This window comes from Allobosea sp. UC22_33 (assembly GCF_042700715.1).
Taxonomy (GTDB): Bacteria; Pseudomonadota; Alphaproteobacteria; order Rhizobiales; family Beijerinckiaceae; genus Allobosea.
Genome location: NZ_CP170556.1, coordinates 471,875 through 485,003 on the forward strand (window position 1 = coordinate 471,875; position 13,129 = coordinate 485,003).

At 66.4% G+C, this 13,129-nt stretch carries 12 protein-coding genes and 1 pseudogene; 4 read left to right on the forward strand and 9 right to left on the reverse strand.

Annotated elements, in window-relative coordinates; genetic code table 11:
- Positions 1-14 precede the first annotated feature (14 nt).
- A complete protein-coding gene (locus ACFJGT_RS02195; RefSeq protein WP_377845413.1) occupies positions 15-1,391 on the reverse strand; it encodes a M20/M25/M40 family metallo-hydrolase in 1,377 nt (458 codons plus the stop codon).
- A gap of 86 nt (positions 1,392-1,477) precedes the next feature.
- On the opposite strand from ACFJGT_RS02195, the gene ACFJGT_RS02200 reads away from it, so the two are divergent.
- Positions 1,478-2,377 carry a LysR substrate-binding domain-containing protein gene (locus tag ACFJGT_RS02200; protein WP_377845415.1) on the forward strand — a complete coding sequence of 300 codons (900 nt, stop codon included), beginning with the start codon at positions 1,478-1,480 and terminating at the stop codon, positions 2,375-2,377.
- 80 nt (positions 2,378-2,457) lie between these two features.
- Here ACFJGT_RS02200 and ACFJGT_RS02205 read toward each other — a convergent pair.
- A pseudogene (locus ACFJGT_RS02205) lies at positions 2,458-2,712 on the reverse strand (IS3 family transposase); the annotation flags it as partial.
- 81 nt (positions 2,713-2,793) lie between these two features.
- Between ACFJGT_RS02205 and ACFJGT_RS02210 the strand changes: the two are divergent.
- Positions 2,794-2,949, forward strand: a complete 156-nt coding sequence (locus tag ACFJGT_RS02210; protein ID WP_377849083.1) for a hypothetical protein — start codon at positions 2,794-2,796, stop codon at positions 2,947-2,949.
- Between the two features lie 342 nt (positions 2,950-3,291).
- Complete coding sequence (locus ACFJGT_RS02215) at positions 3,292-4,638, forward strand: UDP-glucose dehydrogenase family protein (RefSeq protein ID WP_377845417.1); 1,347 nt, start codon at positions 3,292-3,294, stop codon at positions 4,636-4,638.
- A gap of 132 nt (positions 4,639-4,770) precedes the next feature.
- Here the strand turns inward: ACFJGT_RS02215 and rfbA are convergent, their stop codons facing one another.
- From rfbA to ACFJGT_RS02250, 7 genes are all read right to left on the reverse strand, one after another.
- Positions 4,771-5,646: a glucose-1-phosphate thymidylyltransferase RfbA gene (gene rfbA, locus ACFJGT_RS02220; RefSeq protein ID WP_377845419.1), complete on the reverse strand. Its 876-nt coding sequence runs from the start codon at positions 5,644-5,646 to the stop codon at positions 4,771-4,773.
- Complete coding sequence (gene rfbD, locus ACFJGT_RS02225) at positions 5,643-6,551, reverse strand: dTDP-4-dehydrorhamnose reductase (RefSeq protein WP_377845421.1); 909 nt, start codon at positions 6,549-6,551, stop codon at positions 5,643-5,645. Before rfbD ends, rfbA begins: the two co-directional genes overlap by 4 nt.
- Positions 6,551-7,108, reverse strand: coding sequence for a dTDP-4-dehydrorhamnose 3,5-epimerase (rfbC, locus tag ACFJGT_RS02230; RefSeq protein WP_377845423.1), 558 nt, complete (start codon positions 7,106-7,108; stop codon positions 6,551-6,553). Before rfbC ends, rfbD begins: the two co-directional genes overlap by 1 nt.
- Positions 7,109-7,120: 12 nt before the next feature.
- Complete coding sequence (gene rfbB, locus ACFJGT_RS02235) at positions 7,121-8,176, reverse strand: dTDP-glucose 4,6-dehydratase (RefSeq protein ID WP_377845426.1); 1,056 nt, start codon at positions 8,174-8,176, stop codon at positions 7,121-7,123.
- A gap of 232 nt (positions 8,177-8,408) precedes the next feature.
- Positions 8,409-9,617 carry a 3-oxoadipyl-CoA thiolase gene (gene pcaF / locus ACFJGT_RS02240; RefSeq protein ID WP_377845428.1) on the reverse strand — a complete coding sequence of 403 codons (1,209 nt, stop codon included), beginning with the start codon at positions 9,615-9,617 and terminating at the stop codon, positions 8,409-8,411.
- A gap of 40 nt (positions 9,618-9,657) precedes the next feature.
- Positions 9,658-10,686, reverse strand: a complete 1,029-nt coding sequence (locus ACFJGT_RS02245; RefSeq protein ID WP_377845430.1) for an NAD-dependent epimerase — start codon at positions 10,684-10,686, stop codon at positions 9,658-9,660.
- Positions 10,687-10,791: 105 nt separating this feature from the next.
- Positions 10,792-12,210 (reverse strand): phosphomannomutase, encoded by a 1,419-nt coding sequence (locus tag ACFJGT_RS02250; protein ID WP_377845432.1) that lies wholly within the window; start codon positions 12,208-12,210, stop codon positions 10,792-10,794.
- A gap of 202 nt (positions 12,211-12,412) precedes the next feature.
- Here ACFJGT_RS02250 and ACFJGT_RS02255 point away from each other — a divergent pair, with 202 nt between their 5' ends.
- Complete coding sequence (locus ACFJGT_RS02255; RefSeq protein ID WP_377845434.1) at positions 12,413-13,060, forward strand: thermonuclease family protein; 648 nt, start codon at positions 12,413-12,415, stop codon at positions 13,058-13,060.
- The last annotated feature ends 69 nt before the right edge of the window (positions 13,061-13,129 follow it).

Sequence of the window (13,129 nt, forward strand, 5' to 3'; positions counted from 1 at the left end):
CGGGTCGCAGGATCTCAGGCGATGCCACACCATTCTGCAATGAAAACAATGAGATGCTCGATGGCGGCTTCGTAGTCCGCAATCGGAATGTATTCGTCGGGCTTGTGCGCCTGGGCGATGCTGCCCGGACCGAAGACGATGCTGGGAATGCCGCCTTGGTTCACCAGATGGCGCATGTCGCAGCAGAAATGCCCCTGATAGGGAGTGCCATCGCCGCCACGACCGGCCAGCACCGCGCCCATCACCCGCGCGACCTCGAGATCGCTCGACTGAGCGGTCGCATCGTCATGATGCAGGAATTCGAGCTTGGCGGGATGGCGCAGGAGACGCGGGTCACTGCAATTGGCTTGCGCGATCGCCTCGCGGAACGCGGCCATCACCTCCGTCACGTTGCCGAGCGAGGGGGCGAAATAGGCGCCGCCCTTGAGCTGAGCCTCCGCCGCGGTGGCGGTCTCGTAGTGCCCGCCCGAGACCCGCCCGATCGTCAGGGCGAAAGGCATTTTCTGGCCCTGGGGTGTGCCGGCATTATAGCGTGCCTCCAATGCGAGCAGCGCGTCGATGACGGGAGGGAGCGCGTCAATGGCGCCAAGACCTTCGAGTTCGGTGCCGTTCCAGCGCGCGCCGGGAGAGCGCGGCACGCCGATCAGTGAGACCTGCCAATAGAGCCCGCCGGGATGCGAGATCGCGATCGTGTTGCTGGTCGGCTCCAGGACCACGGCCGCATCGGCCCGGAAGCCGCGCCGGACAAGGTCGAGCGTGCCGTTGCCGGCATGCTCCTCGTTGACGACGCATTGCAGGCTGACATCGCCGCGCAGGCGGATGCCGGCCTCGCGCAGATAGGTGATGGCCATCAGCGCCGCCATCACGCCGCCCTTCATGTCCGAGGTGCCGCGGCCATACATCAGGCCATCCGCGATCTCGGCGCCGAAGGGATCGCGGGTCCAGCCGGCGCGCGGCTCGATCGTGACCGTGTCGACATGCCCGTTCAGGATCAGCGAGCGACCGCCGCCTTCGCCGCGCCAGGTGCCGACCAGATTCGGGCGGCCATCATAGTTCAGCACCGTTTCGAGGCCGCTGGCCTGAAGCGCCGCGAAGGTCGGCAACTCGGCATAGGGCAGGATGAGGTCGTGCTGCCAATGGGTTGGGTACTGCGCGACGTCCGGATGCGCGGCGAACATGGCCTCCACGTCGGGCTCCGCGTCGTGGATGTCGGCTCCCGCCTTCCGCAACAATGCGCGCATGTGGTTTTGGCCCGGACCTTCCTCCCCCGTCAGCGACGGGGTCGAGACGAAATCCGCCAGGTACCGGACGCTGCGGTTGTGTTGCGCCCGCGCTGCGGCAAGCGCTTTGTCGAGCTGGGAGTGAAGCTGGGCGAGGTCTGAAGCAAGCATGTCGGAATGATGTTGACATTACCGCTATAAGCCAAATTAGAAATGATGAGAGGCTATCAAGAAAATCTAATATCCGGGACGGACATATGATCTATACGCAGATTCGGGCATTCGACGCGGTGGCACGCGAAGGCAGTTTCTCGCGGGCTGCGGATGTCCTGAGCCTGACGCAGCCCGCCCTGACGCTGCAGGTGAAGTCGCTCGAAGCGCGCCACGGCCTGAAGCTGCTGCATCGTGACGGGCGCGGCGTGAAGCTGACGGAGGCGGGCGAAAGGCTGTTCACCTTGTCCCGGCAGCTCGCCAGTCTCGAAGAGATGATCGATGACACGCTTGCGACATCGAGCGACGTCCAGCGCGGCGAGCTCCGGCTGGCTGTCGACGGCCCCCATATCGTGATGGGCCTCTTTGCCCAGTTCCTGGCGCGGCACCCCCAGGTGCGGCTCTCCGTCTCGATGGGCAACACGCAGGTCGTGCGGCAGCGTCTGCTCGATCGCCATGTTGATGTCGGCATCCTGCCGCTGATCGCCGACCATCCACGCGTGCATGCGGTGCCGCTCTGGATCCATCGTGGCCTGCTGATCACGTCGCATGATCACAGGCTGGCCGGCCGGAAGGTCGTCTCCCTCACGGAGCTGGAGGGCGAGGCGATGATCGGCCGTGAGGACGGCTCCACCACGCAGCCGCTCGTCGATGCCGCTCTCGCCCGGTATGGCGTCAAGGCGCGCAAGGTGCTGGAGCTGGGCAGCCGTGAGGCGCTCGTCGAGGCTGTCGCGGTCGGGCTCGGCTGTGGGATCGTCTGGGAACTGGAGGCTCTGGCCTCCAGCCGCGTCCGCGCCATCCCGATCGAGAACGACGAGCTCACGACCACCGACTACATCGCCTGCCTGAAGAGCGAACGCGAGCGTGCGATCGTCAAAGCCATCTTTGCCGAGGCTGCACGCATGCCGGGCGACAGGCACGATATCGCCGCATTGGGAAGAAGCTGATGCACGTGTGGCCTGCTGCCCGGTTCTGAGGACAGTGGGTTAGGCTGGTCCCCCTTCTTTTCGAACTCGACCGGGCTGATTTAGCCGATGGTCGAGTGCCTGCGAACGGCATTGTAGAAGCGCTCGATGTAATCGAACACGTCGGCACGAGCACCGTCGCGTGTCCGGTAAACCCTGCCTCTGATCCGCTCGGTTTTGAGCGAGGAGAACAGGCTCTCCATCGCGGCATTGTCCCAGACATTGCCGGAGCGGCTGATCGAGTAGGTGACGCCATTGTCGGCCATGAGCTTCTGGAACGGCTCGCTGGCATACTGGCTGCCCTGGTCCGAATGGTGTGATCTGAGCCCTTAGAACTGGATCGCTTTGGGTTAGAGTTTTCCGCGTCGTTTCCCATGGGCTGGGAGGAGCGGGAGACGATGAAGGATTCGAAGGCCTCGGACGCGCAGAAGGCGTTCATCCAGAAGCAGGGCGCGGACGGGATTCCGGTGGCGGAGATCTGCCGGCGGGCCGGGTCAGCCAGGCGACCTAATTCGCTTCGCGGACCTTCGGCTCAACTGGAAGAAGAAGTATGACGGGAGGCTTGGCTCAGATACGACAACGAGGATCGGCCGCACGGGGCCATCGGCGATAAACTTCCGATTCTGCTGCAAAATCCCGGCGGAGCACCCAGCCCGCCGCCGTGATCGAAGGCTGGAAACTCTACCTTCCGGCGCTCTAGCAAATGGTCTCGGATCACAATCGATGCAATAATCACCGGAAACACTCGAGGATAGTGCGCGGCCTCAGGCGAGCTGGCCCCCAAGGTAAGCTTGTTGGGAATAAGGCAATTCCACTTCTTCATTGATTGCGCTATGCCGCAGTTGCGAAGACAATTTTTGGATTGCCACGAAGCGACGGCACCAAGGGAACAACCGATGAAGATCGTGATGGTTGGGTCTGGCTATGTCGGGCTTGTGTCTGGCGCGTGCCTTGCGGATTTCGGGCATGAGGTGGTGTGCGTCGACAAGGTCGAGGAGAAGGTCGCGGCGCTGAAGCGGGGCGAGATCCCGATCTTCGAGCCCGGCCTGTCGGAGCTGGTGCGGACGAATGCGGCGGCGGGGCGGCTGTCCTTCACGACTGATCTCGCCGGCCCGGTCGCCGAGGCCGATGCGGTGTTCATCGCGGTGGGCACGCCCTCGCGCCGCGGCGACGGCTTCGCCGACCTGTCCTATGTCTATGCGGCGACGCGGGAGATCGCCGGGGCCCTTAGCGGCCACACGGTGATCGTGACGAAGTCGACGGTTCCGGTCGGCACCGGGGACGAGGTCGAGCGCATCATCCGGGAGCTCCGGCCCGATGCCGATTTCGCGGTGGTCTCCAATCCCGAGTTCCTGCGCGAGGGCGCGGCCATCGAGGATTTCAAGCGGCCGGACCGCATCGTCGTCGGCACCGAGGACGAGCGCGCACGCACCGTCATGGCCGATATCTACCGGCCGCTCTATCTCAACAACGCGCCGATCCTGAACACCGGCCGGCGCACGGCGGAGCTAACCAAATACGCCGCCAACGCCTTCCTGGCGACCAAGATCACCTTCATCAACGAGATCGCCGATCTCTGCGAGCAGGTCGGCGCCAATGTCCAGGACGTCGCCCGCGGCATGGGCCTCGACAACCGCATCGGCTCGAAGTTCCTGCATGCCGGGCCGGGCTATGGCGGCTCGTGCTTCCCGAAGGACACGCTGGCGCTGATCAAGACGGCGCAGGATTACGGCACGCCTTCGCGCATCGTCGAGACGGTGGCGGCGGTCAACGAGCAGCGCAAACGGGCGATGGGGCGCAAGGTGATCGCGGCCTGCGGCGGCTCGGTCAGGGGCAAGACGATCGCGGTGCTGGGCCTGACCTTCAAGCCGAACACCGACGACATGCGGGACGCGCCCTCGATCGCGGTGGTCACGGCGCTGATCGATGGCGGCGCCAAGATCCGGGCCTATGATCCGGAGGGCATGGAACAGGCCAAGGCGGTACTGCCGGCCGGCGTGACCTATTGCAAGGATGCCTATGAATGCGTGGCGGGCGCGGATGCGGCCGTGATCGTGACCGAATGGAACATCTTCCGGGCACTCGACCTCGACCGCGTCAAGGCCGCCATGGCCGCCCCCGTCCTCGTCGACCTGCGCAACGTCTATCGCGCCGAACAGGTCAGAGCCAAGGGATTCACATATGCCGATGTCGGGAGGGGTATCGACGCGCCGGAAGGCAGGCACGCCGAGACCGCGGCCTGAGCTGACGTCCGGCTCATCCGCCGCAATCGGCAAGATGGCTCGGCCGGGCACCTGTCTCTTCTTGCCTACCGATCCCGAGAAGGCCCGGCTCGAGCTGGACCTCAGGGGCGCGGGACGAGGCGCCGGGCCAGGTTATCCGCCGAGATCGTTGGCGATGCGCAGCAGGTAGCGGCCGTAGTCGCTCTTGGCGAGCCTCTCGCCCAGCAAGGCCAACTGCGCCGCCGAAATCCAATCCTGCCGCGCGGCGATCTCCTCCGGGCAGGCGATGCGCAGACCCTGGCGGCTTTCCAGCGTGCGGACGAACTCGCCGGCCTCCAGCAGGCTGTCGGGCGTGCCGGTATCCAGCCAGGCGAAACCGCGCCCCATCGATTCAACCGAGAGCGCGCCGCGTTCGAGATAGATGCGATTGACGTCGGTGATCTCGAGCTCGCCGCGCGGCGAGGGCTTGAGGCTGCGGGCAATCTCCACCACCTCGGCATCGTAGAAATACAAGCCCGTGACGGCCCAGTTCGATTTCGGGGCCTTCGGCTTCTCCTCGATCGAGATCGCCTTGCCGGCCTTGTCGAACGCGACCACGCCGTAACGTTCGGGGTCGCGGACATGATAGGCGAAGACGGTCGCGCCGCTGCTGCGGGCCGTCGCCCGCGCCATCATCTCCGGCAGGCTGTGGCCGTAATAGAGATTGTCGCCGAGGATCAGGGCGGACGGTTCGCCGGCAACGAACCCGGCGCCGATCTGGTAAGCCTGCGCCAGTCCGCCGGGATGGGGCTGCTCGGCATACGTCAGGCTCATGCCCCAGTCGGATCCGTCGCCGAGCAGGCGCTTGAAATGCGGCAGGTCGTGGGGCGTCGAGATGATCAGGATGTCGCGGATGCCGGCGAGCATCAGTGTCGAGAGTGGGTAATAGATCATCGGCTTGTCGTAGACAGGCAGGAGCTGCTTCGACATCGCCAGCGTCATCGGGTGCAGTCGCGTGCCGGAACCGCCGGCCAGGATGATGCCCTTCATCGTTGCTGGTCCTTGCCTTGATCCTTGAGAAGCCGCGCGACACAAGGCCGAAGCGAGCTTTGCCATTCGGGCAGCCGCACGTCATGGGCAAGCGCGAGCTTGCCGCAATCGAGTCGGGAATTGGCAGGCCGGCGTGCCGGCGTCGGGTAGTCGGCCGTTGCGATGCGCTTGACCCGCACCGGATGGCTGCCCTGCCGCTCGCACTCGGCGAAGATCGCTTCCGCGACGTCGGCCCAGACGGCCTCGCCCGCCGCGCTCATGTGGAAGAGTCCGCGTAGCGAGGCTTCGTCCTTCCGGCTGGTCAGGTTGCGCGCGACGGCGAAGATCGCATCCGCGATGTCGAGTGCGCTGGTCGGGCATCCCGCCTGGTCGGCGACGACGCCGATCTCGTCGCGCGTCTCGGCGAGGCGCAGCATCGTCTTGACGAAGTTCTTGCCGAAGGGACTGTAGATCCAGGCCGTGCGCAGGATGGCATGGTTCTCGGTGGCCGCCGCGACCGCCCGCTCGCCGGCGAGCTTGCTCGCGCCATAGGCCGAGATCGGGCCGGTCGGGTCGTCCTCGCGATAGGGCCGGTCGAGCGCGCCGTCGAAGACATAGTCGGTCGAAAGCTGGATCATGGGAATGCCCAGCGCCGCCGCGGCGCGTGCCGCTTCGCCGGCAGCCTCGCCATTGACGCGCATGGCAAGCTCGGGCTCGCTTTCGGCCTGGTCCACGGCCGTATAGGCGGCGGTGTTGACGATTACGTCCGGCCTCGCCGAGCGCAGGGCCGGCGCCACCGTCTTCGGAATGGCAAGGTCGAGGTCCGGGCGGCGCAGCGCGATGACCTCGACGCCGACGGGCACGCGCTCCAGCATGGCGCAGACGACTTGGCCGGTCCAGCCGGTGACGGCGATGCGAAGGGTCATCAGTCGAAACAACGCAGCATCTCGGCGAGGCGCGGATGCTTGCGGTCCTTGTCGGAGAGGGTGAGTCCGGAGAGCGGCAGGCGCCAGTCTATGCCGAGCGCCGGATCATCGAAGGCGAGCCCGTGGTCGTTCTGGGGCGCGTAGGGAGCGGTGACCTTGTAGATGACTTCGGTATCCGGCTCCAGCGTGACGAAGCCATGGGCGAAGCCGACGGGTACCAAGAGCTGCTTCCAGTTCTCGGCGGAAAGCTCGACCGCGACATGCTTGCCGAAGGTCGGCGAGGAGCTGCGGATGTCGACGGCGACATCGAGGATGCGCCCGCGCGTCACTCGCACCAGCTTGTCCTGCGCGAAAGGCGGCGACTGGAAATGCAGGCCGCGCAGCGTGCCGACGGGCGCCGACAGCGACTGGTTGTCCTGGACGAAATCGAGATCGAGCCCGGCGTCAGTAAAGGCCTTGCGGCTCCAGGTTTCCGAGAAGAAGCCGCGATGGTCGCCGAACTTCTTCGGCGTGACGATCTTGACGGCGGGGATCGCCGTGTCTTCGACGCTCAGCATGTCTTCCCCCGCTCAGGCCGCGCCGAGGCGTTCGCCGCGATAGACGCCGGACCGGATGTCGCCCCACCAGCCGGGATTGGCGAGATACCATTCGACGGTGCGGCGCAGGCCCGTCTCGAAGGTCTCCTTCGGCACCCAGCCGAGCTCGCGGCCGATCTTGCCGGCATCGATCGCGTAGCGCGCGTCATGGCCCGGCCGGTCGGTGACATAGCTGATCAGGCGTTCGCGGGAGCCTTTTGGGTCGGGCCGGAGCTCGTCGAGCAGGGCGCAGATGGCCTTCACGACCTCGATATTGGTCTTCTCGTTATGGCCGCCGATATTGTAGCTCTCGCCCAGCTTGCCGGTGGTCGCGACGGTCAGCAGCGCATCGGCATGATCGTCGACATAGAGCCAGTCGCGCACATTGAGCCCGTTGCCATAGACCGGCAGCGGTTTGCCCTCGAGCGCATTGATGATCATCAGCGGGATCAGCTTCTCGGGGAAGTGATAGGGCCCGTAATTGTTCGAGCAATTGGTCATCACCACCGGCAGGCCATAGGTGTGGTGCCAGGCCCGCACGAGATGATCGGATGCCGCCTTGGAAGCGGAGTAGGGCGAGTTCGGCTGATAGGCCGTATCCTCGCGGAAGAAGCCGTCGCTGCCCAGCGAGCCGAAGACCTCGTCGGTGGAGATGTGGTGGAAGCGGAAGCGCGCCTTGCGATCCTCCGGCAGGGCCCGGAAATGGCGCAGCGCCTCCTGCAGCAGCGTGAACGAGCCGACGACATTGGTCTCGATGAAGGCGGCCGGTCCGTCGATCGAGCGGTCGACATGGCTCTCCGCGGCGAGATGCATCACGATATCGGGCTGGAAATCGGCGAAGATCGCCTTCATCCGCGAGGCATCGCCGATATCGGCCTGCTCGAAGCGGTAGCGGTTGCTGCGCGAGACCGGCACCAGCGAGGCGAGATTGCCGGCATAGGTCAGCTTGTCGACGACGCAGACCTCATGCTCCGTCTCGCCGATCAGCTTGCGTACGACCGCCGAGCCGATGAAGCCGGCGCCGCCGGTCACAAGAAATCTCAGGGACATCCGAAGCAATCCTGAAGCGAGGCAGAGTGGAGACCGGGATAGGAAGCGAGCAAGGCGAGCAACCCTCCACGAACGGCAGCGCGAAGGCTCGGATCGCTCAACATCACTATCGGCGTCAACTTGTTTCCCGCGTTTACCTTACGACGCCCGCTACCGAGCATTGCCGCATGACAGCAGAACGACCGAACCGGGACCGGACAAAGGCCGATCGTTCTGCGAGCCATGATGGCGCTCAGGCGCGTTCGAGCGCAACCGCGATGCCTTGGCCGACGCCGATGCACATCGTTGCGAGCGCGCGGCGCTTGCCGGTGAGCGAGAGTTCGAGCGCCGCCGTGCCGGTGATGCGGGCGCCGGACATGCCGAGCGGATGGCCGAGCGCGATCGCACCGCCATTCGGGTTCACATGCGCGCCGTCCTCGGCGATGCCGAGCTCGCGCAACACGGCGATGCCCTGCGAGGCGAAGGCCTCGTTCAGCTCGACGATGTCGAAATCGGTGGGCTTCAGACCCAGCCGCTCGCAGAGCTTGCGCGTCGCCGGGATCGGTCCGAGACCCATGACGCGCGGGGCGATGCCGCCGGTCGCGCCGCCGAGCACACGCGCGATCGGCGTCAGTCCGTATTTCGCAGCCGCCTTCTCGGAAGCGATGATCAGCGCCGCCGCGCCGTCATTGACGCCCGAGGCATTGCCGGCGGTGACCGTGCCGCCTTCCTTGCGGAAGGGCGTGCCGAGCTTGGCGAGCTTCTCCAGCGTGGTGTCGCCGCGCGGATGCTCGTCGATCTCGACGCGGATCGGGTCGCCCTTGCGCTGTGGGATCAGGACGGGAACGATTTCCTTGCCGAGCCGGCCATTCTGCTGTGCGGCGACGGCCTTCAATTGCGAGCGCAGCGCGAAGGCGTCCTGGTCGGCGCGGCTGATCTTGCAGTCGGCGGCGACGTTCTCGCCGGTCTCGGGCATGGAATCGACGCCGTACTGCGCCTTCATCAGCGGATTGACGAAGCGCCAGCCGATCGTGGTGTCGTGAATCTCGGCATGGCGCGAGAAGGCGCTGTCGGCCTTGGGCATGACGAAGGGCGCGCGCGACATGCTCTCGACGCCGCCGGCGATCATCAATTCGGCCTCGCCCGCCTTGATCGCGCGCGCCGCGGCGATGACGGCATCCATGCCGGAGCCGCAAAGCCGGTTGATTGTCGTGCCCGGCACCTCCTTGGGCAGGCCGGCGAGCAGCAGCGACATGCGCGCGACGTTGCGGTTGTCCTCGCCCGCCTGATTGGCGCAGCCGAAGATCACGTCGTCCACGGCGCCGAAATCGACTCCCGGATTGCGCTCCACCAGAGCCTTCAGTGGCACGGCGCCGAGATCATCCGCGCGGACGGAGGACAGCGAGCCGCCGAAGCGCCCGATCGGCGTGCGGACATAGGCGCAGATGAAGGCTTCGGTCATGTCACGAGTTCCTGCGGTCTGGAAGGCGGTAGGGATCATTTCAGATACGGTAGAATTCCCGATACCACGCGACGAAGCGAGCGATTCCTGTCTCGATCGGCGTGTCCGGGCGGAAATCGACGCGCGCAGTCAGGTCCGCCACATCGGCATAGGTCGCAGGGACGTCGCCGGGCTGGGCAGGCAGGTGCCGTTTGATCGCCTTGCGGCCGCAGGCGGCCTCGATCGTCGCGATGAAATGGTCGAGGCGCACCGGCGTGTGGTTGCCGATACTGTAGAGGCGCCAGGGCGCGGCGGCCGTGGCCGGATCCGCCTCTGCCCTGGCGGCATCGGGATTCGCTTGCGGCGGCAGGCCCGCCAGCCGCACGATCGCTTCGCGGATATCGTCGACATAAGTGAAGTCGCGGCTCATCGCGGCCTCGTCATAGACGTCGATGGGCCGGCCTTCGAGGATCGCCTTGGTGAACTTGAAATAGGCCATGTCCGGCCTGCCCCAGGGGCCGTAGACCGTGAAGAAGCGCAGGCCCGTCGTCGGGATGCCGTAGAGATGGGCATAGGAATGCGCCATCAGCTCGTTGGCGCGCTTGGTCGCGGCATAGAGCGAGACGGGATGGTCGGCACCGTCATGCTCGCTGAACGGCACCTTGGCATTGGCACCGTAGACCGAGCTCGACGAGGCGTAGACGAGATGGTCGACCGGATTGTGCCGGCAGGCTTCGAGGATCGACAGGAAGCCGTCCAGATTCGAAGAGGCATAGGCGCGCGGGTTCTCCAGCGAGTAGCGCACGCCGGCTTGCGCGGCGAGATGGATCACGACCTGCGGGCGGAAGGCGGCGAAGGCGGCGAGCACGGCGTCGTAATCGGCGATGTCGATCCGCTCGAAGGAGAAGCCGTTGCGGGCGAGGAGCCTGTCTAGCCGGGCCTGCTTGAGAGCGGGATCGTAATAGGGCGTGAGGTTGTCGATGCCGAGGACCTCGACACCCCTGTCGAGCAGGGCCTCGGCGACATGGAAGCCGACAAAGCCGGCCGCACCGGTCAGCAACACGCGTTCGAACGAAGGGGCCTGGTCCAATTGGTCTTCCCGTAGAGCGGTTGCGGGCCTGTCGCGCCGCATCCCGTGCGATGTTACTTTGCCGGCTGTTCTGGCCGGCATGGCGATCCTGTCGTCCAGCGCAGCCTAGCGTGTCTGTGCCGCAGCGAAGGCGAGGTTTTCGGCGAGCAGCGCTTCGGCCGCTTCCGGTGTCGGCGCCTCGACATAGACGCGCAACTCCGGAGCGTTGCCGGAGGCCCGGAAATGCACCGTCGCGCCGTTGCCCAGCGTTAATCGCAGGCCGTCCCGGCGGTCACGCGCCGCGACCGCGCCATGGCTGGCGAAAGCCGCATCCCGAAAGCCGGCATCTTCCGTGTCCAGCCGGGCGATCAGGGCCGCCGTCCGGTCCTGTGGCACCTCCTGCAGCCGGTTCGACAGGGCGATGGCGAAGCGGGCCTGCGCCGCGATGGCGCTCAACGGCTGCTGCGCCGCGCGGGCCAGCGCCAGCGTCGCCACGATCGGCAGCAGGGCGTCGCGGGTCGGCAGCGCGGCGAGGCGGCGGCCATCCGAAGCGACGTCCGAACCCAGCAGGACCCCGCCATTGGCCTCGAACCCGACGATGATCCCGGCGCCTTCGGTTCGCGCTTGCTCCATGGCGGCGATGACATAGGGCGAGCCGACGCGCGTGCGCAGGACTTTCGCGAAGGCTCCCGGACGGTCGAGTGCCGAATTCGAGGTCACCGGCGTCACGATCGCATCCGCCCCGAGGAAGCGTGCGGTGAGGGCGCCGACGAGGTCGCCGCGCAGGAAGCGGCCGTTTTCATCGGCGACCAGCGGACGATCCGCATCCCCGTCGGTCGAGACGATCGCATCGAGCCTGCGCTCGCCGGCCCAGAGCCGCGCCAGCTCCTCGTCCTCGGGACGGAGCGCTTCGGTATCGACCGGGATGAAGGTCTCGCTGCGGCCCAGCGCGACCGGCGTCGCACCGAGCCTGGCCAGCACGTCGCAGATGACGTCGCGGCCGACGGAGGAATGCTGGTAAACGCCGACGACGAGCCCTTCCAGCGCACGCCCGAAGAAGTCGGCATAGCGGGCGCTGTAACGGGAGAGCACGTCGCGCGGCGCAGGCGCGACCGAGATGGCCGGGACGGTGGTCAGTGCGAGCGCGCCATACGCCGCAAGGATGCGCGCTTCGTCGGCTTTGTCGATCTCGCCACCGGCACGGTAGAATTTCAGGCCGTTCCGATCATCGGGGATGTGGCTGCCCGTCACCATCACGGCCGGGCTGCCGGCGGTCATGGCGGCCAGCGCCAGCGCAGGTGTCGGCACGGCCCCGCAATCGACGGGCGCGAGCCCGGCATCGGCGATCGCTTGCGCGCATTGCATCGCGATGAGCGGGCTGGAGGAACGCAGGTCGCGCCCGATCAGCACCTCGCCGCGCGGTCCGGCGGCCCCGTCCTCCTGCAGCACGGCGCAGAAAGCACGGACATGGCCATAGGTCGGCAGGCCGACCAGCTCCGTCACGAGCCCGCGCAGGCCGGAGGTTCCGAATTTCAGGCTGGTCATGCCTCGAATGTCCCTCGACACGTCGCTGGGGCGCATACCTAGCCCGGCGAAGCCGCGCAAGTCACGCCTTCCACGTCAAAACAACCGCAGGTCACGCGATCCGGCCCGTCTCCATTGTCTCGGGAGGCGATTGCCTTAGATTGTCGCCGCAATCGGTCATGAATGATTCAGCGCACGGTCGGACCGTATGACAGATCGCAGCTTGGCGACACGTTTGGCTCTGGTGCTCGTTGCCGCGGTTGCCGCTGCCGCCGTCGTCACGCAGTTTGCGCCTGATGACGGCCAGGTCGAGGTCGCCGCTGTAAACTATGCGCCCGTGACGCCGGTCAAGGTTGAGCCGCCCAAGCCGCCGCCGAAAGAACCCGACTCGGTGCTGACGCCCTCCCGCCGCGCCGCGCGCCTGGGGATGGCGCTGGTGATCGAAGGACAGATCGATCCGCTGGAGGCGACGGTGTTTCGCAACGCGCAGGCCGTGATCCGCCTGCGCCATCTCGCCGGGCTGGCGCGCGACGCGGTCTGCCATGGTCAGGATGGCTTGCCCTGGAATTGCGGCCTGCAGGCCAGATCCGCGCTGATCACGGCCTTGCGCTCGGATCGCGTCCGCTGCCAGCCTGCCCTCGACGCGCCGGGCGAGAAGGACAGTTTCCAGTGCTGGGTCGGCGGGCAGGATCTCTCGCGGTTGCTGATCCGCGGCGGCTGGGCGCGCCCCCTGCGATTGCACGCCGCGACCTATGCCGCCGAGCTCGATGCCGCCATGGCGACGAAGGCCGGCCTGTGGCGGGGGGCCTGGCCGCGCGGCGAGGGAGCGCCAATCCCGACCGGGAGCGGTACTGCCAGCGCCGGTCCGTGAGCCGGCTGAAGCATCGGACCGAAAAGTGGAAACCACTTTTTCCGATGCGATAACAATGTGAGAGATCAT

What these genes read in the sequence shown, in the direction of transcription:
- ACFJGT_RS02215 (WP_377845417.1), top strand. Translation starts at nt 3,292, where the DNA reads ATGAAGATCGTGATGGTTGGGTCTGGCTATGTCGGGCTTGTGTCTGGC.
- ACFJGT_RS02200 (WP_377845415.1), top strand. Translation starts at nt 1,478, where the DNA reads ATGATCTATACGCAGATTCGGGCATTCGACGCGGTGGCACGCGAAGGC.
- pcaF (WP_377845428.1), bottom strand. Translation starts at nt 9,617, where the DNA reads ATGACCGAAGCCTTCATCTGCGCCTATGTCCGCACGCCGATCGGGCGC.
- rfbB (WP_377845426.1), bottom strand. Translation starts at nt 8,176, where the DNA reads ATGTCCCTGAGATTTCTTGTGACCGGCGGCGCCGGCTTCATCGGCTCG.
- rfbA (WP_377845419.1), bottom strand. Translation starts at nt 5,646, where the DNA reads ATGAAGGGCATCATCCTGGCCGGCGGTTCCGGCACGCGACTGCACCCG.
- rfbD (WP_377845421.1), bottom strand. Translation starts at nt 6,551, where the DNA reads ATGACCCTTCGCATCGCCGTCACCGGCTGGACCGGCCAAGTCGTCTGC.
- ACFJGT_RS02210 (WP_377849083.1), top strand. Translation starts at nt 2,794, where the DNA reads ATGAAGGATTCGAAGGCCTCGGACGCGCAGAAGGCGTTCATCCAGAAG.
- rfbC (WP_377845423.1), bottom strand. Translation starts at nt 7,108, where the DNA reads ATGCTGAGCGTCGAAGACACGGCGATCCCCGCCGTCAAGATCGTCACG.
- ACFJGT_RS02250 (WP_377845432.1), bottom strand. Translation starts at nt 12,210, where the DNA reads ATGACCAGCCTGAAATTCGGAACCTCCGGCCTGCGCGGGCTCGTGACG.
- ACFJGT_RS02195 (WP_377845413.1), bottom strand. Translation starts at nt 1,391, where the DNA reads ATGCTTGCTTCAGACCTCGCCCAGCTTCACTCCCAGCTCGACAAAGCG.